Source organism: Pseudomonas sp. CCC4.1, assembly GCF_035019225.1.
Taxonomy (GTDB): domain Bacteria; phylum Pseudomonadota; class Gammaproteobacteria; order Pseudomonadales; family Pseudomonadaceae; genus Aquipseudomonas; species Aquipseudomonas bubulae.
In genome coordinates this window covers 1-20,137 of sequence record NZ_JASJWL010000077.1, presented here as the reverse complement: position 1 = coordinate 20,137, position 20,137 = coordinate 1, and the positions used below count along the sequence as shown (strand labels likewise).

Annotated in this window: 19 protein-coding genes; all 19 read right to left on the bottom strand. The window is 59.0% G+C overall.

What is annotated here, in order from left to right; translation table 11 throughout:
• Positions 1-93: 93 nt before the first annotated feature.
• On the bottom strand, positions 94-1,278 hold the full coding sequence (locus tag QN377_RS20930; protein WP_095018907.1) for a flagellar hook-length control protein FliK: 1,185 nt from the start codon (positions 1,276-1,278) through the stop codon (positions 94-96).
• Between the two features lie 79 nt (positions 1,279-1,357).
• A complete protein-coding gene (locus QN377_RS20925; RefSeq protein WP_095002609.1) occupies positions 1,358-1,720 on the bottom strand; it encodes an Hpt domain-containing protein in 363 nt (120 codons plus the stop codon).
• 30 nt (positions 1,721-1,750) lie between these two features.
• Positions 1,751-3,088 (bottom strand): ATP-binding SpoIIE family protein phosphatase, encoded by a 1,338-nt coding sequence (locus tag QN377_RS20920; RefSeq protein WP_416194587.1) that lies wholly within the window; start codon positions 3,086-3,088, stop codon positions 1,751-1,753.
• Positions 3,089-3,096: 8 nt separating this feature from the next.
• Complete coding sequence (locus tag QN377_RS20915) at positions 3,097-3,402, bottom strand: STAS domain-containing protein (protein WP_095002611.1); 306 nt, start codon at positions 3,400-3,402, stop codon at positions 3,097-3,099.
• 105 nt (positions 3,403-3,507) lie between these two features.
• On the bottom strand, positions 3,508-3,960 hold the full coding sequence (gene fliJ / locus QN377_RS20910) for a flagellar export protein FliJ (RefSeq protein WP_095002612.1): 453 nt from the start codon (positions 3,958-3,960) through the stop codon (positions 3,508-3,510).
• 6 nt (positions 3,961-3,966) lie between these two features.
• Positions 3,967-5,325 carry a flagellar protein export ATPase FliI gene (gene fliI / locus QN377_RS20905; RefSeq protein ID WP_095002613.1) on the bottom strand — a complete coding sequence of 453 codons (1,359 nt, stop codon included), beginning with the start codon at positions 5,323-5,325 and terminating at the stop codon, positions 3,967-3,969.
• The gene (gene fliH / locus QN377_RS20900; RefSeq protein WP_095025521.1) at positions 5,315-6,073 is read right to left on the bottom strand and encodes a flagellar assembly protein FliH; all 759 of its coding nucleotides are present in this window, start codon (positions 6,071-6,073) and stop codon (positions 5,315-5,317) included. Before fliH ends, fliI begins: the two co-directional genes overlap by 11 nt.
• The gene (fliG, locus tag QN377_RS20895; protein ID WP_083369860.1) at positions 6,074-7,096 is read right to left on the bottom strand and encodes a flagellar motor switch protein FliG; all 1,023 of its coding nucleotides are present in this window, start codon (positions 7,094-7,096) and stop codon (positions 6,074-6,076) included. It lies immediately after the preceding gene.
• A complete protein-coding gene (fliF, locus tag QN377_RS20890) occupies positions 7,089-8,873 on the bottom strand; it encodes a flagellar basal-body MS-ring/collar protein FliF (protein ID WP_322212646.1) in 1,785 nt (594 codons plus the stop codon). The genes fliG and fliF overlap by 8 nt, the downstream gene beginning before the upstream one ends.
• 15 nt (positions 8,874-8,888) lie before the next feature.
• The gene (gene fliE, locus QN377_RS20885) at positions 8,889-9,221 is read right to left on the bottom strand and encodes a flagellar hook-basal body complex protein FliE (protein WP_016781577.1); all 333 of its coding nucleotides are present in this window, start codon (positions 9,219-9,221) and stop codon (positions 8,889-8,891) included.
• A gap of 244 nt (positions 9,222-9,465) precedes the next feature.
• Entirely contained in the window at positions 9,466-10,851 is a 1,386-nt protein-coding gene (locus QN377_RS20880; protein WP_095021128.1) for a sigma-54-dependent transcriptional regulator, read from the bottom strand.
• A 5-nt stretch (positions 10,852-10,856) separates the two neighbouring features.
• Positions 10,857-11,975: a sensor histidine kinase gene (locus QN377_RS20875; RefSeq protein WP_095018910.1), complete on the bottom strand. Its 1,119-nt coding sequence runs from the start codon at positions 11,973-11,975 to the stop codon at positions 10,857-10,859.
• Positions 11,976-12,182: 207 nt separating this feature from the next.
• Complete coding sequence (locus tag QN377_RS20870; RefSeq protein WP_095002617.1) at positions 12,183-13,664, bottom strand: sigma-54 dependent transcriptional regulator; 1,482 nt, start codon at positions 13,662-13,664, stop codon at positions 12,183-12,185.
• 180 nt (positions 13,665-13,844) lie between these two features.
• Positions 13,845-14,138: a flagellar protein FliT gene (locus QN377_RS20865; protein ID WP_095002618.1), complete on the bottom strand. Its 294-nt coding sequence runs from the start codon at positions 14,136-14,138 to the stop codon at positions 13,845-13,847.
• 16 nt (positions 14,139-14,154) lie between these two features.
• The gene (gene fliS / locus QN377_RS20860; protein ID WP_095018911.1) at positions 14,155-14,544 is read right to left on the bottom strand and encodes a flagellar export chaperone FliS; all 390 of its coding nucleotides are present in this window, start codon (positions 14,542-14,544) and stop codon (positions 14,155-14,157) included.
• Between the two features lie 97 nt (positions 14,545-14,641).
• Positions 14,642-16,003: a flagellar filament capping protein FliD gene (gene fliD / locus QN377_RS20855; protein ID WP_095018912.1), complete on the bottom strand. Its 1,362-nt coding sequence runs from the start codon at positions 16,001-16,003 to the stop codon at positions 14,642-14,644.
• 97 nt (positions 16,004-16,100) lie between these two features.
• Positions 16,101-16,451 (bottom strand): flagellar protein FlaG, encoded by a 351-nt coding sequence (locus QN377_RS20850; RefSeq protein WP_095018913.1) that lies wholly within the window; start codon positions 16,449-16,451, stop codon positions 16,101-16,103.
• Positions 16,452-16,523: 72 nt separating this feature from the next.
• Positions 16,524-18,554: a flagellin gene (locus QN377_RS20845; RefSeq protein WP_095018914.1), complete on the bottom strand. Its 2,031-nt coding sequence runs from the start codon at positions 18,552-18,554 to the stop codon at positions 16,524-16,526.
• A 359-nt stretch (positions 18,555-18,913) separates the two neighbouring features.
• The gene (locus QN377_RS20840) at positions 18,914-19,840 is read right to left on the bottom strand and encodes a ketoacyl-ACP synthase III (RefSeq protein WP_095018916.1); all 927 of its coding nucleotides are present in this window, start codon (positions 19,838-19,840) and stop codon (positions 18,914-18,916) included.
• Positions 19,841-20,137: the final 297 nt, after the last annotated feature.

The window sequence follows — 20,137 nt, the reverse complement described above, 5'->3', positions numbered from 1 at the left end:
AGCCTGCTCGCGAAGGTCGTTCGCGAGCAGGCTCGCTCCCACAATAGGGCTTGACCTGCAACAGAGTATCTACAGGTGTTTTAGTGCTAGCGCTTACGCGTAGTAATCCACCGCGCTGGAGCCCAGCACCACGCTTGGCGCAACCGCAGCCACTTCCACCGGCTCGTCATCAACAAGGCTGTCCAGTCGCTGGCCACCGCCACCGCTACGGGCCTGTTGCTCCTGGCCCTGCTGGCCTTGCCAGTTGCGCTGCTGATCCGACACGTTGACGTCCACCTGGCCCATGCCCTGCTGAGCGAGCATTTCGCGCAAGCGGTGCATCTGACTGTCCAGCGCCTCACGCACACCGGCGTGGCCACTCACAAAGTTGACCTGCGCCGACTGGTCAGCCGCAATATTGACCCGAATATCCAGACGCCCCAGCTCGGCAGGCTCCAGCTGGATATCGGCTGATTTGAGGTTGGCGCTGGACAGATACATCACCCGGTTGACGACTTCTTCGGACCAGCCGCTCTGATGCATGGCCAACGGCTGGTTGACCGGTAGCGCATTGGTCGTTTTCGGCACCGCCGCCTGGGTCAGCGCCGCCAGGCGGTTGGCGAAGTCATCCACACGGGTATCGCTGGAGGCGCTTTTCAGGTCCTTGAGACCCTCATCGACCAGGCCTTTAAAGGATTTCTCGCCCCCTTCACCAGTGGTCGAGTCATCGCTTTTATCATCGACCAGCATGGCTATCCCGCTGGCCTGCCCCTGGGCTGCGGCAGGAGCCGCGTCGCTTGATGGAGTTTTGACCGGGGACTGGCTACTGGCCGAAACATGCCCGCCCTGCTCCATCGCCAGGCGCACGGCAGGCATTGCGTCCAGAGGATCGGCTTGAGGATCGAAGGTGTCGTCGTCGGCCGCCAGCGGTGGCGGTGCCTGGGCCGCCAGTTGTGCCACTTGCACCTCAGGGGTGGCCGGTTGCGCGGGCGGCGCAGCCTCAACAGCCGGCACCGGCACTGGCACCACCGGCTGCGTGGCTAGCGGATCGGCCGTTGCCACGTCATCGCCCGGCTTGTCAGTACTGTCATCCTGATCAGTGCTGACTGCGTCTTCCGTCTTGCCGGCAGGCAAGGGGTTGCCGCTACCGGCAACGGCTGGCGCCGGGTCGGCTGCCTGGGCATAGACCTTTGCAAAAGGCTGCGCATCAGCCTTGGCAGGCTGCACAGGACTGCTCGCCGAGGCTTTAGGGGCTGCGGCGGCAGGTGTCAGAAGCAGGGTTTGGGCAGCAACGGGCATTAACGGCTCTCCACTGTACGGCTGGCATGGGTACAGGTCAGAGAGTCACAGCAAGGTTCGGGCCAGCTTTAGTGCACAGTCAGCGGGATACAAAATGCGGCGACACCGAACGCTGGCGCTCGGCGCGATACAGGCGCCGGACCATCTGGTATTCATCGTCGATTTTGATCACCAGCTCCTGGATTTCGGCCAGTTGCTTCTTTTGCGCACGCTCTTCAAGCAGGCCGCACAAATGTGCCAGGCGAATGGCACCCATATTGCTGCTGCTGCCTTTGAAACTATGGGCAACCAGCGTCAGGTCGCAAGCCTCGCGGGCGTTGTGCAGTTGGCCAAGACGCTCTTCGGAGTCGGAGAGGAAGGTGTCCAGCAGGTCGGCAAACCCTCCCTCCATCACGTCTCGCAACGCATTGACCACTTTCGGGTCCATATGAATGTCAGACACTTGCTCACTCCTTGATCAAGAATGAGCGGATTATGCCAGACCCCCCCACGAAAACTCCACGGTCGCGCTACGACCATCAGGTGCCCAGCGTGCTGCAGGGCAGAGTTGACGCACCAGGCTCACCCCGCGTCCCGACAGACGGTCTAAATCCAGTGGCCTGGCCATCACCCTGGCAACATCAAAACCCGCACCACTGTCTTCTACCTGGATCAGCAGGCGACCGCTTTCGCCGATCGGCTCGACTTGCAACGAGAACCGCACAAACCCGTACTTGAGCGTTGCCAGACGCTCCTTGCGCTGCTGATAGTAATGGGCAAAGCCCCCTGTATCGCGCTTGAGCCGTGAATCGAGGCCCAACACCCCGTGCTCCAGGGCATTGCTGTAGAGCTCGGCAAGCACCGCATGAATCACCGGCCCCTGGGCGCGCAGCCCGTGGACTTCCATGAGCAATTGCAACACGTAAGGCAGTGGATTGAACTGCTGCAGGCTGGGCGCCCGAAACTCGAAGCTGGCCGACCAGTCCCGCGGGCTGCATTGGCCACTGTCGGAGTAGACAATCGCCGGCACCCCCAAAAAAGCCGGCAGCTGTGAAGTGATCTGCACCATGCTCACATCATCCCGGGCCTGCCCCTGAAAATCCCGCAAAGCCTGTTCGACCTCGGCAATCAGTTGCAACGGATGCCGATTGGCATCCAGCACCCGCTCCAGGCGCTCAACCCCGAACAATTGCTGATTGGGGCCACAGGTATCGATCACACCGTCGGTCAGTAAAAACACCTGATTACCGGGCAGCATCGGCAACACCTGGGTGGCATGGTCAAACACTTCGGCGCGCAAGACACCCAACGGCAAGTGCTGCGAGGTCAGTGCCGTGCGCTGACCGCTGAGTGCCGCTTGCAAATAGCCATCGGGCATACCGCCATTCCAGACTTCGACGCAGCGCCGCTGGGCGCTCACACACAGCAACGCGGCGCAACAGAACATGTCCACGGGGAGGATACGTTTAAGCTTGGCGTTCATTTCCCTGAGTATTTCCGCCAACCCGTAGCCCTTGGCCGTCATGCTGTAGAACACCTCGGCCAGAGGCATGGCACCAATCGCCGCAGGCAAACCGTGGCCGGTAAAGTCGGCGAGCAGCAGATGGGTATCGCCTGAGGGCGTATAGGCGGCCAACAGCAAATCGCCATTGAACAAGGCATAGGGCGATTGCAGATAACGGATATTGGGGGCATCGAGACAGCCTGAGTGCGCCACCCGGTCAAACACAGCCTTGGCCACCCGCTGTTCGTTAAGCAAGTAGTCGTTGTGCCGGGCGATCTGGTCGCGCTGCTGCACTATCGTTTGCTGCAGCCTGCGCAGGCGCTGCATCGAGCCGCTCAATTGATATCGAACAACTTGTCGAAATTGGAAACGCCCAGAATCTTGCGCACATCCGGGCTGCTGTTGACCACGCGAATGTCAGAATCATCACCGCCGACATGCTCACGCAACAGCAGCAGCATGCCCAGGGCCGAGCTGTCGAGATAGGTGGCATCCTTCAAATCCACCACTACGCAGGCGGGCGCGGGGCTGAGTTCTTCGTAAGCGTCACGAAATTCCTGGTGCTTGGCAAAGTCGAACCGGCCCTTGATGGCGATCGTCAGCTTACTGCCATCTGCCGAGACTTCAGATGTCACTGCCATGTGAATTGCTCCCGAGATAGTCAGTGCAACTATAGACGCTTCTGTGAGCACCGCCGCAGGCCAATACCCGTAGCAGCTGCTACGGGATGCAGAGGACGTACGCGATCAGTACACGTCTTTGCGCGGCAAGCGCTGGGACAGTTCGTCCATCAGCTTTTGCTCGCGCTTGTCTTCCAGCTGGCGCGCTTCGTCGGCGTAGCGCTGTACCAGTTTGCGCAGCCCCTCAACCCGGGCATAGGCCTGTTGCCAGGTCTCGCGGGCCTTGTCGAGATTGTTCTGATGCCACACCAGGCTTTGACGCTGCTGGCCAACGGCGGTTTCCAACTGGCCGAGGAAGTACTGATAGTTACGCAGCCATTGGCCCGTGACTCCCTGGCTGCCGCGGTCAACCCATTGCGCCTGGTATTCCCCGCGAAAGTTTTCCAGATCACCCAGTTTGCTGTTGGCCAGGTTGACCTGCCCCTGGAAGTGTCCCAGACGCTGGGCCGCAGCCTTCTCGGTCTTTTCCGCCATGTCCACCACCGGCGCCAGACGCGAAGCCCTGTTGTCACTGGCCATGGCCGATTAACCTCCGGCTGCCGGGGCGAAGATACTGCCCAGATGAGCCCCGCTCTCGGCCAGGCTGATATTGTCGTTCAACCCCTGGCGCAGATACCCCACCATCGCCGGTTGCAGGGCAATGGCGGTATCGGTCTCGCGATCGCCGCCCGGCACATAGGCGCCCACGCTGATCAAGTCCCGCGCCTGCTGGAAGCGCGACCACAGCTGCTTGAACTGCTGGGCGCGGCGCATATGTTCTTCACTGACCACCGAGGGCATGACCCGGCTGATGGATGCTTCAATATCGATGGCCGGGTAATGGCCCTCTTCGGCCAATCGGCGGGATAACACAATATGACCGTCGAGCACGCCCCGCGCCGAATCGGCAATCGGGTCCTGCTGGTCATCCCCTTCAGACAGCACGGTGTAAAACGCGGTGATCGAACCACCCCCGGCCTCGGCGTTGCCGGCGCGCTCCACCAGCTTGGGCAGCTTGGCAAACACCGACGGCGGATAGCCCTTGGTCGCGGGCGGCTCGCCAATGGCCAGGGCGATTTCCCGCTGGGCCTGGGCGAATCGGGTCAGGGAGTCCATCAGCAACAGGACGTTCTTGCCCTTGTCGCGAAAATATTCGGCAATCCGCGTGCAATACATCGCCGCGCGCAAACGCATCAAGGGCGCATCATCGGCAGGCGATGCCACCACCACCGAGCGCTTGATGCCTTCGGCACCCAGGATATGTTCGATAAATTCCTTTACCTCACGGCCCCGCTCGCCGATCAGGCCCACCACGATAATGTCGGCCTCGGTAAAGCGGGTCATCATGCCCAGCAACACACTCTTGCCCACGCCTGTACCGGCAAACAGGCCCAGACGCTGGCCGCGACCCACCGTCAATAAACCGTTGATGCTGCGAATGCCCACGTCCAGCGGCACGCTGATGGGGTCGCGCTTGAGCGGGTTGATGGTGGGGCCGTCCAGCGGCACCCAGTCTTCGGCCTTCATCGGCCCCTTGCCATCCAGCGCACGGCCGGCGCCATCGAGCACCCGGCCGAGCATGCTCATGCCCATCGGCAGGCGACCATTATCGGCCAGCGGCACCACTCGGGCGCCCGGCGCAATGCCGGCGACACTGCCTACGGGCATCAGAAAAATTTTACTGCCACTAAAGCCCATCACCTCAGCTTCGACTTCTACCGGGTGAAAGCTGTCGTCGTTGATCACCAGGCAACGGCTGCCCATGGCCGCGCGCAGGCCTTCGGCCTCCAGGGTCAGACCGACCATGCGCAGCAGGCGCCCTTCAACCACCGGCTGCACCGGCAAGGACACCGCCGGAGCGTAGCTGCCCAGGCGCTTGGCAAAACTGGTGCGCTTAAGGTGCATCAAGATCGATGTCGATATCAGGCGCCGCCGGGTGCAGGGCCTGTTCGTGGAGCTGGTCAAGCAACTGGCTCATGGCCTGCTTGATCCGTGTTTCGATACTGGCATCGATGCGGCTGTGCTCGGTTTCAATGCGACAGCCTCCCGGTTGCAGGCTGTCGTCTTCGACAATCCGCCATTGCTCGTCATGACGCTCACGCAGGGCCTTGATCTGGTCAAAGTCCTGCGGATTGATAAACAGGCGAATATTCTCGGCGCCCATCGGCAACAGCTTCAAACCCTCGCGCAGCACTTGCCCGATCTGGCTCGAATCGGTTTTCAGCTCGCGCTGGATCACTTGCCGGGTCATGTGCTCAACCAGCCCGATCATGGCTTTCTCAAGCTGCTGATCCTGCTCGGCAAGCGGTGCCAGCAGGCTGCCCATCAAGCGCTCGAGGCTGGCAACCTTGGCCGTCAGGGCCACTTCGGCTTCCTGGCGAACCTTGAGCTGGGTGCTATGAAAACCTTCTTTCTCACCCGTGGCGAAGCCTTCGTTGTAGGCCTCCTGGCGAATGCTTTCGAGCTCTTCAAGGGTCAACGGCTGGACTTCTTCCAGCGGCACCTCTTCCATCTCGGGCAGTTCTTCAACCGGCTCGGGTTCGGGCTCTGCTTCGGGCTCGCGCCACGGATCGAAGCTGGGCAGACCCCAGACATCAAAAGCACCGACATCCTTGGCACGGATTACATCACCGGGGGTTTCGCCGCTGCTCACTTAGATCATCTCTTCGCCGCCCTTCCCGCCGAGAGCAATTTCTCCGGCTTCGGCCATACGGCGGGCGATGGTGAGGATTTCCTTCTGCGCAGTCTCGACATCGCTGACGCGCACCGGGCCTTTGGCTTCCAGATCGTCGCGCAGCAATTCGGCGGCACGCTTGGACATGTTCTTGAAGATCTTTTCCTGCACGTTCTCGTCGGAGCCCTTGAGCGCCAGTACCAGTACGTCAGAGGACACTTCCCGGAGCAACGCCTGGATACCGCGGTCGTCGACATCGGCCAGGTTGTTGAACACGAACATGAGGTCTTCGATCTGACCCGAAAGGTCTTCGTCGATATCCCGGATCGAGTCCATCAACTGCGCTTCCATCGAGCTGTCGAGGAAGTTCATGATATCGGCCGCGCGCTTGACCCCACCCAGGGAGGTACGCGCCGCGTTGGAGTTGCCGGAGAACTGCTTCTCGAGGATCTGGTTAAGCTCCTTGAGCGCCGCCGGTTGCACGGTGTTGAGCGACGAGACCCGCAGGATGATGTCGAGGCGCGCCTTCTGGTCAAAGTGGCCGAGCACTTCACCCGCCTGGTCAGGGTCGAGGTAAGCCACCACAATGGCCTGGATTTGCGGGTGCTCAAAGCGGATCACATCGGCAACGGCACGCGGTTCCATCCACTTGAGGCTATCCAGGCCGCTGGTGTTGCCACCCAGCAGGATGCGGTCGATCAGGCCGTTGGCCTTGTCTTCGCCCAGGGCCGAGGTGAGCATTTTGCGGATATAGCTGTCCGAGCCCACGCCGAGGCTGGTCTGGTCGCCGACGATCTCGACGAATTCGCTCATCACCTGCTCGACCTGCTCGCGGTGCACGTTGCGCATCTGCGCCATCGCCACACCCACCCGCTGGACCTCCTTGGGGCCCATATGGCGCAGCACCTGGGCGGCATCGGATTCGCCCAGCGACAGGAGCAAAATGGCGGCCTTGTCGACCCGGGTCAACTTGGCGTTGGCGGCGGCGCGGTTATCACTCATCGGCATTGATCCACTCTTTTACTACCTGGGCCACACGGCCCGGATCTTCTGCGACCAGGCTCTTGATTGCATTCAACTGCGCGTCATAGCCTTCGCTGGGGCTTGGCAACATGATGCTTTGCGGGCCGCCAAGGCTGACACGGTCGTTGGCCAGCTCGCCATCCAGACCGCCCAGGCCGCCCATCTCGGCATCACTGCCAATACCGGCCACCTGCTTGTTGCGGCCGTGACCGGTGATGTTGTTGAGCACCGGGCGCAACACACCGAACACCAGCACCAGAATGAACAGCACGCCGAGCACTTGCTTGACCACATCCCAGAACCAAGGCTGAGAATAGAACGGGATATCGGCGATCACTTCACCCCGCTCGGTGGAGAACGGCACGTTGATCACGCTGACGCTGTCGCCACGGCTGGCATCGAAGCCCACGGCGTCCTGCACCAGACGGGTAAAGCGCGCCAGCTGATCGGTGGTCCATGGCACCTGGGTGATTTCACCGTTGGCCGGGTTGACGCTGATCTTGTCGTCGATCACCACCGCCACCGACAGGCGATTGACCCTGCCCTGCTGCTGTTTGGTGTGGCTGATGGAGCGGTCAAGCTCGAAGTTTCGGGTCGACTGCGTACGTTTGTCGGCCGGGTACGGCGCCAGCATTGGCTGGCCGGTGCCCGGATCCATGATTTGCTGGCCGTTGGCATCGAGCAACGGCTGGCCCGGCTGGATCATGCCCGCCCCGCCAGCAGCTCCCTGGCCGGTTTGCTGCGGTGCGCTGGCCGGGCTCGGCGGCTGATTGCTCAGGGCCCCCGGCACGCCTTGCGGGCCGTTGCTGGCAGTGCGCTGCTCGCTGGTCGATTGTTCGCTGCGCAGGGCTGGCTGGTCGGGGTTGAACTGCTCGGAGGTGGACTCGACCGCACTGAAATCAACATCGGCCGACACTTCGGCCTTGTAGCGGTCATTGCCCAGCACCGGCTGCAGAATGTTGTGCACGCGCTGGGTAAGCATGCCTTCCATGCGGCGACTGTAGTCGAACTGCTTGCCGGCCATGGTCAGCTCGGAATTTTCACCCTGATCCGACAGCAGATTGCCTTTTTGGTCGACCACGGTGATCTGCGACTTGCTCAACTCGGGCACGCTGGTAGCCACCAGGTTGACGATCGCCAGCACCTGCCCAGGCTCCAGCGAGCGGCCCGAGTACAGTTCTACCAGTACCGAAGCGCTGGGTTTGCGCTCATCACGGACAAACACCGAGCTTTTCGGAATGGCCAGGTGAACCCGCGCGCCCTTGACGTTGTTGAGGCTGGAAATGGTCCGTGCCAGCTCGCCTTCAAGCCCACGACGATAGCGTGTGGCCTCCATAAACTGGCTGGTGCCCAGGCCCTGGTCCTTGTCGAGAATCTCGAAACCGATATTGCCGTCGGTGGGCGTCACGCCTGCGGCGGCCAGCTTGAGGCGGGCACGGGAGACGTCATCGGCCTTGACCAGCAAGGCGCCAGAATTAGGTTCGACGGTGTAGGCAATGTCTGCAGCGGCCAGGGTTTCCATGACCTGCTTGGCATCCATACCGGCCAGGCTGCCGTACAGCGGCCGGTAGTCGGGTTGCTGGGACCACAGCACCACGGCAAAACCGATCGCCACGCTCGCCGCCAGACCGACCATCAGGCCGACCTGACGCAGCATGGTCATGTCGCCCAGATTGTCGAGAAAGGTCAGGCCAAACAGCGGTTTGCCGCCTGCGCCTGCTTTGGCCGGAACGTTATCCGGGAGTGCATCTGCCATGACTTGATATCGCCCTTAAACCGGCATCTGCATGATGTCTTGGTAAGCCTGAACCAGCTTGTTACGTACTTGGGTCAAGGCCTGAAAGGAAACGCTGGCCTTCTGGGAGGCGATCATCACGTCAGTCAGGTCGACACCGCTTTTACCGATCTCGAACGCGTTGGACAGCTGACTCGACGCCTGCTGGGTTTCGCTGACCTTGTTGATCGCATTACCGAGCATGTCGGAGAAGCTGCTGGCACCCGCTTCGGGAGCGGCCTGCACAGCCGATTTCGGTTGTGCCATGGCGTCCATCTGCATGGCCCGCATGTCCAACATCAATCGATTAAATTCAATACCTTGGCTCATGGACCAGTGCCTCCGACGACCCGCATTTTTTTGACACTTTCACAGCGCATATTGAGGTGTAGCAACAAGGGTGCCAGCTCCTTGCCGTTTTATAACAATTAACGTTACAAAACGTCGCAGACAAGGATAACACCTGCCCCTGCGGGAGCGGGCTTGCCCGCGATTTAATCGACGCGGTGAATCAGGCGCTGCGCGGTGATGCCTTCGCGGGCAAGCCCGCTCCCACAGGGGTTTAGTGACGCTCTCAGGTGGCAGCAAACAAATAAGCCTCAACATCCATCCCCGCATCACGCATTTGCGCCAGCTTGTAGCGCAAGGTGCGCGGGCTGATGCCCAGACGCTCGGAAGCTTCCTTGCGTCGCCCGCGCTCGGCACGCAAGGTGTCGATAATCATCTGGAACTCACGCCGGCGCAGATCATCGCCCAAGCCGCCCGCCGACTCCACAACTTCCACCGCCAGCGGCTCAGGGCGCGTCAATGGCGGCAAAGGTGCACAGGCCACAGGCCCGGCCAGGCAAAAATCTGCCGCCTCGATCAAGCCGCGCTGCTGCAAGATCAGCGCCCGTTGAATCGCGTTATCCAGTTCGCGCACGTTGCCCGGCCACGGGTATGCACTCAGGCACGCCTTGGCATCGGGCGAAAACCCTACAGCAGTGTGCTTCATTTTGCTGATGTGTTTGGCCAGCAGCCGCTCTGCCAGCGGCAGGATATCGGCGATGCGCTCACGCAACGGCCTCCAGGCCAGGGGGAATACCGAAAGGCGGTAGTACAGATCTTCGCGAAAACGCCCCGCTGCCACCTCCCCCGCCAGGTCGCGGTTGGTGGTGGCGACAACACGGATATCCAGCGCAACCGGCTTGCGCCCGCCCACCCGTTCAACTTCGCGCTCTTGCAATACGCGCAGCAGCTTGGCCTGCAAACCCAAGGGCATTTCGGAAATTTCATCCAGCAGCAAGGTGCCGCCATCAGCCTGCTCGAACTTGCCGGCCTGGGCGGCAATGGCGCCGGTGAAGGCGCCTTTTTCATGACCAAACAGGGTCGCCTCGAGCATATTGTCGGGGATCGCCGCACAATTGATCGCCACAAACGGCCGATCCACCCGATGGGAATGCTGGTGGATATAACGGGCCAGCACCTCTTTGCCAGTGCCCGACTCGCCCGAGATCAGTACCGTGGCATCACTGCGCGCCACCCGTGCCGCCAGCTCCAGCAACTGTGCGCTGGCCGGTTCCACCGCCACCGGCCCTTCGCTGTCGGCCACGCCGAGGCTGCCCAGAGCATGGCGGGCCACCAGATCGAGCAAGGCTTTGGGCTCGAACGGCTTGACCAGATAATCCACCGCCCCTTCACGCATGGCATCCACCGCCCGCTCCACCGCACCGTGAGCCGTCATCAGCAGCACCGGCAATTGCGGCTGGCAGGCGCGCAGGCGGGCCAGCAACTGATGGCCATCCATACCGGGCATATTGACGTCACTGATCACCAGGCTGAACGGCTCCAGCATCACCGCAGCCAGGGCTTCTTCCCCCGAACAGACGGCGCGAAAACCGTGACCTGCCAGCAACAGTGTGTCTGCCAGGGCCTCACGCAACGCATGGTCGTCCTCGACCAACAGCACGTTAATTCGCATCACCATCAGTTTGCCTCCGCTACAACGGGAATCAGCGGCAAGCTAAGCAAGGCACAGGTGCCACGCCCCAGCCGCGAACGTAATTGCAATTGCCCCTGGTGCGCACGCACCACGGCATTGACCACCGCGAGGCCCAGACCTGTACCAGTGGCCTTGGTGGTGAAAAACGGCTCGCCCAGGCGCGCCAGCACTTGCGGCTCAATGCCACTGCCGTTGTCGCTGACACACACCCTTAAACTGTTGTCGCGGCGATACAGATGCACCTTGAGCCGCACCTGTGGCGTACCGGCCTGCAGGGCGTTTTCGATCAGGTTGAGCAGCGCGCCGACCAGGGTGTCGCGATTGCACAGCAACTGCCCCGTGTAGGCATCGCACTGCCAGCGGATCGCCACACCCTGCACATGGGTTTGCGCGGCTGCTTGCAGGGTTTGCATCAGGACCTTGGGGGTAACCCGGTCGCTCAGCGGCAGTTCGCCACGGGCAAACACCAGCATGTCGCGCACCTGATGTTCCAGCTCGTGCAGGCGCTCCTTGAGACGCCCGGCGAAGCGCTGCTGGGTTTCCACCGGCAGCGCCTGCTCGGTGAGATGACTGGCGTAGATCAGCGCCGCCGACAGCGGCGTACGAATCTGGTGGGCCAGGGAAGCAACCATGCGCCCCAGAGACGACAGGCGCTCATGGCGGGCAAGCTGGTCTTGCAGGCGCCGGGTTTCTGTCAGGTCATTGAGCAACACCAGTTGCCCGGGCTCGGGATCCAGCGAACGGGTGGCAATCGACAGGCGCCGACCGTCCTTGAGCGATACTTCGTGGCCGTCGTCTTCCCGAGGTGCAAAACAGCGGGCAATCACATGGCGCCACAACTCGCCTTCCAGCGGCAGGCCCAACAGCTCGCAGGCTGCGGGGTTGGCCTCGCGCACGCGACCACGATCATCAATCACGATGATCCCGCCAGGGAGCAGATCAAGCAGGTGTTGCAAGCGATTGGCCAGCCGCTCTTTCTCTGCAAGCTCGGCCATGCGCTGCGCACTGACCACTGCCAGCTCGCCGGTCAGCTCCGAGACGCGGGCTTCCAGCAGACTGTAGGGATCGGGGGCCGAGGACAACTGGACGGCGGCTTGAGGCATGGGGCGTACTCGCTGGGCTGACCGTCATAAAACGGTCCGTTAGACCAAGCGAAGCAATACCCGTGCCTGAATAGCTAACACAAGCGAACCGCTATGCCAGCCCCGGCTTATGTGGGAGCGGGCTTGCTCGCGATTTGGGCGCCTCGCAGTGTCAGGAATAACGCGGTGATGCTATCGCGAGCAAGCCCGCTCCCACAAAGTCACGCGTCAATCATCCGCCTGCTCTTCACCTTCGCGACGGCTCATGCCGTACTTGCGCATTTTTTCCACCAGGGTGGTACGACGAATCCGCAGACGCTCTGCCGCCCGCGCAACGATGCCGTTGGCGTCATCCAGTGCCTGCTGGATCAGACCCTGCTCCAGCCCGCCAAGGTAATCCTTGAGGTCCAGCCCTTCAGGCGGCAGCATCGCGTTGGCACTGGCCACGAAGTCGGTAGTGGCATTGTTGATCGCCACACGCTCTTCCATATCGCTGCGCAGGCTGTCGACCAGTTGCTCGTCCTCGTCATCCACGTAGCGGAATTTTTTCGGCAGCTCAACGACGCCAATCACCCCGTACGGATGCATGATCGCCATGCGCTCCACCAGGTTGGCCAGTTCGCGAACGTTGCCCGGCCATGCATGACGGCACAACGACATGATGGCGGCAGAATTGAAGCGGATCGAACCACGTTTTTCGTGCTCCATGCGCGAAATCAGCTCGTTCATCAGCAACGGAATATCTTCGACCCGCTCACGCAGCGGTGCCATTTCAATCGGGAATACGTTGAGGCGGTAGTACAGGTCTTCGCGGAAGGCGCCGACTTCAATCATGCTTTCAAGGTTTTTGTGGGTGGCGGCAATGATCCGCACATCGGCACACTGGGTCTTGTTGCTGCCCACACGCTCAAATGTACGTTCCTGCAACACACGCAACAGCTTGACCTGCATCGGCAGCGGCATATCGCCGATTTCGTCGAGGAACAGCGTGCCGCCATTGGCCAGTTCAAAACGCCCGGCACGACTGGTGATGGCCCCGGTAAAGGCACCCTTCTCATGACCGAACAGCTCGCTTTCCAAAAGCTCGGCAGGAATCGCCCCGCAGTTGACCGGCACAAACGGCGCGTCGCGACGCTTGGAGTGGTAGTGCAGATTGCGCGCCACCACTTCCTTGCCGGTGCCGGACTCGCCGAGGATCAGCACGCTGGCATCGGTATCGGCCACTTGCTGCATCATCTGGCGCACATGCTGGATCGCCCGGCTGGTACCGACCAGGCTGCGAAACAGATTGGGCTCGCGATGACGGCCGCGCTCGCGGGCCTGGTCGTACATCTCGCGATAGACCTGGGCACGGTGCAGGGAATCAAGCAATTTGCTGTAGCTGGGGGGCATTTCGAGGCTGGACAACACCCGGCGGCGCTGGTCTTCAGGCAAGTCGAGGGAAGAAACTTCACCTAAAAGCATGATCGGCAGGAACTCATCCCACGCGGCCAGTGTCTTAAGCAGTCCTGATAAGCCACCGGCAGTACTCACGGTGCCGACCAGCACGCAAAGCACTTCGCGACTGGACGGCAAGGCACTGACAGCCTGCTCCCATTCGTGGCTGGGGCTGGTCAGATTTTCTTCGCCAAGAAAATTCAGGATCACCGCCAAATCACGGCGGCGGACGCTATCGTCATCGATCAGCAGGATTTTGGTTTCACGCCACATGCAATAGCAACTTCCCTAGTCAACTCAATGCCCCGGATGGCAGGACATATGTAGACGTCCTAACCCTGTTGGATATCTAAGACGACTGAATACAGAATAACGTGCTAGTTAAGTCAAAAAACTGTGCCGAGTCAAATTTATGGCGGTTTAAAACGCAATTAACCACATATTCTTTAGGCCTTAACCGAATAGATGGTAAACCTTTGACGCATTTTTTGCTTGGTTGATCTGCCCCATCTGCTCAACGACCGCCTGGCGCTCATCAGTAGCCGCCTCCAGCAACATGCGATACACCACCAATAACCCCTCCAGATTTTCGCGCAAAACAGCCTCGTCCAGTGGCGCTTCGTCCAGCACATTCTCGACACACACCCGGCAGGCCGAATCCAGCTCGCCGATGGCATCCCAGTTGCGCTCGGCCAGGGCATCAATCAGCGCTTCGCGGGTTTCCTGAATACGTTGCAGTTGGCTCATGACGCACTCCTCTGGCTTATTGCGGGGCGATGGCATCCCAACCACTTTTTACAGTGATCAGCAGGCGTGCCACTTCATCGATGATTTCCGGGTCGTTCTTGGCATTGGCCAGAGTCAGGCGCACGGTCATGTACTCGTACAGGCTGTCCAGTTGCTCCAGCGCGGCCTTGTCGTCGGTCTTATCTTCATCCAGGCCCTGACGCAGGCCGGTGATGATATCGATGGCCTTGGTGATCAACATGGCCTTCTGCGGGATATCACCACGGCTCATCGCGCCCTTGGCCTGGGCCATACGGTCCAGACCGCCTTCCATCAGCATCTGAATCAGACGATGGGGGCTGGCTTCGGAGATTTGAGCGTGGGAATTAACCTTCTGATACTGACGAAGGGCGCGCATCGGGTTCATGTTCTTACCTCGTAACAAATTGTCTGGGACTTAACCCTTATGTCGACTGTGGCGCTGAAAACTTTAGCCACGAAGCCGCGCCACACACTCTGAAAAATCAGCTGGACGACTTAGGGTTATTCAATGAATTAAGCGTGGTCATGATGCTTGAGCTGCTGGCGTTGATCTTCGCAATCAGGCCGTCCATCGCCGTATATTTGGCGGTCAGGGATGTCTTTAGCGAGTCCATTCGGCGATCCAGATCGCCCTGCTGAGTCGTCAGGTCCGTCAGTTTGGTATTCAAGTCTGCCGCACGAGTTGTTAGCAGCCCGGCCGTCCCCACATAGCTGTCGGTGGCTTTGGTCATGCGCGAGATCAAACCGGTGTCACCGGCAAACACCTTGGCAATCTCGGTCGCACCGTTAGGCAGCGCCACGGCGGCGTTCCACTTGGTGTCGTCGAGGGTCAGCAATCCGGTTTTCTGGTCTGTGCTGATGCCCATTTGCGCTAGGTTGCCGATGGAAGAGCCGCTGGTATTTTGCAGCAGCTCGCTGCGAATACCGTTGACCAACTGACGCATCGACGAATCACCGGTCAGGGCGCCGGTGGTGGTGGTCGCCGCATCGCCGGTGGCGGTCACTTTGGTTTGCGTGTTGATACTGGTCATCAGCGCGTTGTAGGCACTGACAAACGACTGTACCGAGGTTTTCAGGGTCGTAGTGTTGGACGCCACGGTAATCGTGGACTCCTTGGTGTCAAGCAACTCAAGGCTCACGCCACTGATGGCCGAGGTCACCTTGTTGCTCGTCGACTCCATGGCAATACCATCGATGGTGTATTCAGCATTGACTGGCGGTTTACCGGCGTCATAGCCCGTAGCCAGCTCTGAGTCACCGCTGATGGTGATGTCGGACCCTTTGCCGGTGGTCTGCGAACTGATCACCAGACGCGAGCCGTTGGCGTCCGTCAGGACGTTGGCGCTGAAGCCCTTGGATTGCAGCTGCGTGTTGATCGCATCACGGGTCTGCTGCATGGTCGCGCCCGCCGGGATCTTCACATCGTAGCTGCTATCCGACTGCGAGAGGGTCAGGGTTTGATCTTTTTCGCTAGAGTTAACGACTGCCGAACTGCCTTCAAACACCTTGCTGGTGATTTTTGGCGCCGTCGCCAGTTGCGTGACTTTCAGCGCATAGGTACCGCTGGCGGCTTTGTCACCGAGGGTGACCTTGGAAATTTTTTCATCGGATGACGTCGCCGCCAACCCGTTGAAACTGGAGACACTGTTGAGCTTGGCAATGGCTGTGCGGTAAGTCTCAAGCGAGGCTTTCACGGTGCCCACCGCCGACAGCTGGGTCGTGGTGACGGTTTGCTGCTTGGTGATCTGGGCTTGCTTGGGTGCTTTTTCAGCATCGACCAAGGCCTTTACGATACCGACCGTATCGAACCCCGAACCCACACCTGTAATAGTTGAACTGGCCATGCTTATTCTCCTTATCCGGTGGCTGCCGCTTGGCTGGCGAACACTTTATTGACAAAGAATGCCGAAGCCACGGATAGCTTCACATTTCGTGCCACCTTCAAGCGCTGGCGTTAAAAAGCAGGCTATTCGGGTCTGCCAGATTTTGCGCGAGCTTTAGAGCGACTTCTGAAGGCAACTGGCGAATCACTTCACCGCTGTGCGTGGCGATGACTTTGACCACCATGATGCCGGTGGTGTCATCAATCGAAAAATCCAGCTGGCGCTGGTTAGACTGCGCAAAGTCACGCAAATCACTGACGGCTTTCTCTAGCTCGACACGTTCAGGCGGCTTGCCGGGCAACGCGATGTCATCTGCGTCAGCCTTGGGGATTGCAGCCGATGCGGGCGCTGGGCTGGACGGCCCGACGGCGGTTGGGTAGGCGGAACTCAGTTTGATGCTCATGTCCATGTCATTACCTCACCACTGAAAAAACAAAAGGGCGCGTAAACGCGCCCTTCCGTTATCAACCGAGCGCTGAAATTACTGAAGCAGTTTCATCACAGCGGAAGGCAGTTGGTTCGCCTGAGACAGGATCGCAGTGGACGCCTGTTGCAGGGTTTGTTGCTTGGTCAGCTGAGCCGCTTCAGAAGCGAAGTCAGTGTCCTGAACACGACCCAGTGCAGCGGTGGAGTTCTCAGAGATGCTTTGCAGGTTGGCCACAGTGCTGTCAAAACGGTTTTGCACAGCACCCAAAGCCGAACGCTGGGTGTCGATCTGTTGAATCGCATCAGCCAGCGCCTGAACGGTACGCTGCGAATCAGCGGCGGTCAGAACACTCAGGCTGGCAACGCTGGTTTCAACAGTGGTTGCTTTCGCAGTGCCAGCATCAGAAACAGCTTTCAGACCCAGTGCAGCCAAGCCTGTACCGGCGCCACCATCTTTGACAGTAATGTCTTTGTTAGAAAACAACTTCAACGTGCCGTCCTCATTCTTGCTGGCGGTCACTCCTGTGCTGGCGCTGTTGATCGAAGAGACGACTGCGTCGGCGTTATCCCCCTTCTTGAACTTAACCTCAACGCCGTTCAACTCAATCGAAGTATCAGCGGTCAATTTTGCTTGAGAAGTGCCAGCCGACAACCCTAACTGAGCCAACGAACCTCCTTGAGTGTTAGCCAGCTTAATATCACTCCCATCTTTTGACGTGAGTTCGATTCGCCCATCGCTATTGATTGAAGCAGATTTGATCCCATCAACCGCCTTCATTTTATTCAAAACTTGATCGACTGTTTCAGACGCTGTCCAAGCTACTGATTTACCGTTAACGGAAATTCCACCATCAGCCCCCATGTTTGAGCTGTTAGTTTTTGAGACATTCGTTGTTGTAGCGGTTGTTTGTGGAGATTTAATTGCTGTAAGGCCCGCCTTACCTGCATCGGCACCACCGACAACAATAGATGATGTAGAAGTAAGCTTCATTACACCGGTGGCAGCATCAAAAACTGCTTTAACATCTCCATCAGCTTTACCAATAGCTGTGGCAAGATCAGTACCCGACATGCCATCAGTAACAATTACGCTTTTACCGTTGATAGTGATTTTATCTGTAGCTGCAAGATTCGAAGTGCCACCTGTTTTCAAATTATCAACAGCTGAACTGGTAGCAGTAGCCCCAGCAGAAATTGTAGCAGCAGCAATACCTGTTTTATCAGCATTAGCACCACCAACGACAATGTCTTTTGCCGAGGCAAGATTCATCACACCAGTCTTATCATCAAATGTTGCTGTAACGCTAGAATCGGCAGTGTTAATGGCAGCGGCGAGATCGTTGCCTTTCATGCCATCAGTCAGAGCAACGGCCTTACCATTAATAGTAATTTTGTCCGTAGCATTTATCGATGACGCTGCTCCGCCAGTAGTTAAAGTAAGATCAGCAGTACCATCAGTACTAGCAAAAGCAGCTGTAGTAGTCGTGGTAGCCGTACCAGCCAGTACAGAGCCTATAGCAGAAGCTGAAAGCCCCTGCATAGCCGCCCCACCCGAAGATGCCTCGCTGTAAGACCCCTTCAAAGCAGTAGCGCTGATATCGCTCATGCCGAACGAAATGGTCTGGTTGGCATCAGCGCCGACCTGGAAGGACTGGTTAGTGAACGAACCGTCCAGGATGTTACGACCACCGTAGGTAGTGGTTTGAGCAATACGGGTCAGTTCACCGGTTTTTGCTGTGAATTCTTGTTGCAGGGACGCACGGTCAGCGTCGCTTTTATCACCGTTCGCGGACTGCAGGGCCAGTTCACGCAAACGTTGCAGAATATTGGTTGATTCCTGCATCGCGCCTTCAGCAGTCTGAGCAATCGAGTTGCCGTTGTTGGCGTTGGCGATCGCTACGGTCATGCCTTTGGTCTGCGAAGTCAGACGGTTGGCCATTTGCAGGCCCGCCGCGTCGTCTTTGGCGCTGTTGATTTTCAGGCCGGAGGACAAACGGGTCATCGAGGTGCTAAGCGCATCACCGGCTTTGTTCAGGTTTTTCTGAACGGTCAGGGACGTGACGTTAGTGTTTACTGATAAAGCCATGACGAAATCCTCATTGGATGAATACTGCGGCTTCCGGCCCTGGCAACCGCCGGGTGTGGCCTAGAGAACCTTCGTAATGGTTATCGTCGTAAACGCAGGTTGCTTGAGGTTTATTTTGATTTTTTTTGCAGGCAAGGGGGCCATGCCTTGTAATTCAGGGGGTTAGCGGGGCGATGAGCTGCCGGGCACCCCCCAGTGTGGGAGCGGGCTTGCTCGCGATTCGGGCGGCGCGGTGCTTCAGGCAAACCAGGGTGATGCCATCGCGAGCAAGCCCGCTCCCACAGTTTCAATCAGCCCTGCCAGAAAGCAAAACGCCCATGGCTTTAGGGCCACGGGCGTTTTGTGTTTCAACGTAATGCTTACTGGCGATAGATAATCGCCGAGCCCCACGACAGGCCCACACCAAAGCCGCTCAGCGCCACCCGTTTCCAGGTGGCATCCATCACGTGCTTTTCCAGTAGCAGCGGAATGCTCGACGACACGGTGTTGCCGGTCTCGACCATATCCTTGATAAATTTCTCCGGCTCGCCTTCAAAGCGACGGGCCACGGCGTCAACGATGGCCGCACTGCCCTGGTGGATGCAGAACGCGTCGATGTCCTTGGAGGTCAGCTCGGACTCTTCCAGCAACTCGTTCAAGTGCGCAGGCACTTTGAGCAGCGCGAAGTTGAACACCTGGCGGCCATTCATAAAGAACACACCATCACTGACTTTCAGATGCGGCGCACCCGAACCGTCGGTGCCGAACTTGGCCTTGCCCAGCTGCCAGGGAGCGTCTTCGCCCATCCAGGTAGCGGTGGCCGCGTCACCAAAGAGCATGGTGGTGTTGCGGTCTTCCGGGTCAACGATTTTCGAGTACGGGTCGGCCGTCACGAGCAGACCGTTCTTCAGGCCCGCGGCTTCCATAAAGCCTTTCATCGCGTAGATGCCGTAGACATAGCCCGAGCAGCCCAGGGAGATATCAAAGGCGGCAACGTGGGTCGGCAGACCTAGCTTGTCCTGGACAATGGCCGCGGTGTGCGGCAGGCCTTCGGCGTCGCCGTTCTGGGTGACGACGATCAACGCGTCGATGGATTCGCGTTTAAGCTGAGGATTGTTGATAAACAGTGCGTTGACTGCTTCAACACACAGGTCGGAGGTTTCCTGGTCAGCGTCTTTGCGCGGCAGAAACGCCGAACCGATCTTGCCCAGAATGAATTCTTCGTCTTTGGAGAACTTCGCGCCCTGCGCGTAGTTGTCTACACCGCTTGCTGGCACGTAACTGGCGATGCTTTTAATGCCAATCATTGTGGCTTCCCAATACTAAATAGCTGGAGATCACCCGCTCACATAATCGAGGGGCGCTGACAATAAAAGGGCTTGTGTGGGTGCGTAAAAATAAACAAAACAGCCCGAAAAAGGCCCGGCACCCGCCCGTACGTTTCACACGATACAGTGAAGATGCCCGTTATGACTCATAGGTCACGCTATTTTGTGCGGTTTTATACAAAACATTACAGCCATAAAGGCGATTTTGTGGGAGCGGGCTTGCTCGCGATGGCAGCAACACGGTATTACCGGCATACCTGTCTCTTATACACATCT

Excerpts from the sequence above, each read along its gene's own strand:
- QN377_RS20915 (WP_095002611.1), bottom strand. The coding sequence starts at position 3,402 with ATGGCAGTGACATCTGAAGTCTCGGCAGATGGCAGTAAGCTGACGATC.
- QN377_RS20880 (WP_095021128.1), bottom strand. The coding sequence starts at position 10,851 with ATGCGAATTAACGTGCTGTTGGTCGAGGACGACCATGCGTTGCGTGAG.
- QN377_RS20865 (WP_095002618.1), bottom strand. The coding sequence starts at position 14,138 with ATGAGCCAACTGCAACGTATTCAGGAAACCCGCGAAGCGCTGATTGAT.
- QN377_RS20875 (WP_095018910.1), bottom strand. The coding sequence starts at position 11,975 with ATGCCTCAAGCCGCCGTCCAGTTGTCCTCGGCCCCCGATCCCTACAGT.
- QN377_RS20870 (WP_095002617.1), bottom strand. The coding sequence starts at position 13,664 with ATGTGGCGTGAAACCAAAATCCTGCTGATCGATGACGATAGCGTCCGC.
- QN377_RS20850 (WP_095018913.1), bottom strand. The coding sequence starts at position 16,451 with ATGGACATGAGCATCAAACTGAGTTCCGCCTACCCAACCGCCGTCGGG.
- fliJ (WP_095002612.1), bottom strand. The coding sequence starts at position 3,960 with ATGGCCAGTGACAACAGGGCTTCGCGTCTGGCGCCGGTGGTGGACATG.
- fliE (WP_016781577.1), bottom strand. The coding sequence starts at position 9,221 with ATGAGCCAAGGTATTGAATTTAATCGATTGATGTTGGACATGCGGGCC.
- fliF (WP_322212646.1), bottom strand. The coding sequence starts at position 8,873 with ATGGCAGATGCACTCCCGGATAACGTTCCGGCCAAAGCAGGCGCAGGC.
- fliI (WP_095002613.1), bottom strand. The coding sequence starts at position 5,325 with ATGCACCTTAAGCGCACCAGTTTTGCCAAGCGCCTGGGCAGCTACGCT.
- QN377_RS20845 (WP_095018914.1), bottom strand. The coding sequence starts at position 18,554 with ATGGCTTTATCAGTAAACACTAACGTCACGTCCCTGACCGTTCAGAAA.
- fliG (WP_083369860.1), bottom strand. The coding sequence starts at position 7,096 with ATGAGTGATAACCGCGCCGCCGCCAACGCCAAGTTGACCCGGGTCGAC.
- QN377_RS20920 (WP_416194587.1), bottom strand. The coding sequence starts at position 3,088 with ATGCAGCGCCTGCGCAGGCTGCAGCAAACGATAGTGCAGCAGCGCGAC.
- fliD (WP_095018912.1), bottom strand. The coding sequence starts at position 16,003 with ATGGCCAGTTCAACTATTACAGGTGTGGGTTCGGGGTTCGATACGGTC.
- QN377_RS20930 (WP_095018907.1), bottom strand. The coding sequence starts at position 1,278 with ATGCCCGTTGCTGCCCAAACCCTGCTTCTGACACCTGCCGCCGCAGCC.
- fliS (WP_095018911.1), bottom strand. The coding sequence starts at position 14,544 with ATGAACCCGATGCGCGCCCTTCGTCAGTATCAGAAGGTTAATTCCCAC.
- QN377_RS20840 (WP_095018916.1), bottom strand. The coding sequence starts at position 19,840 with ATGATTGGCATTAAAAGCATCGCCAGTTACGTGCCAGCAAGCGGTGTA.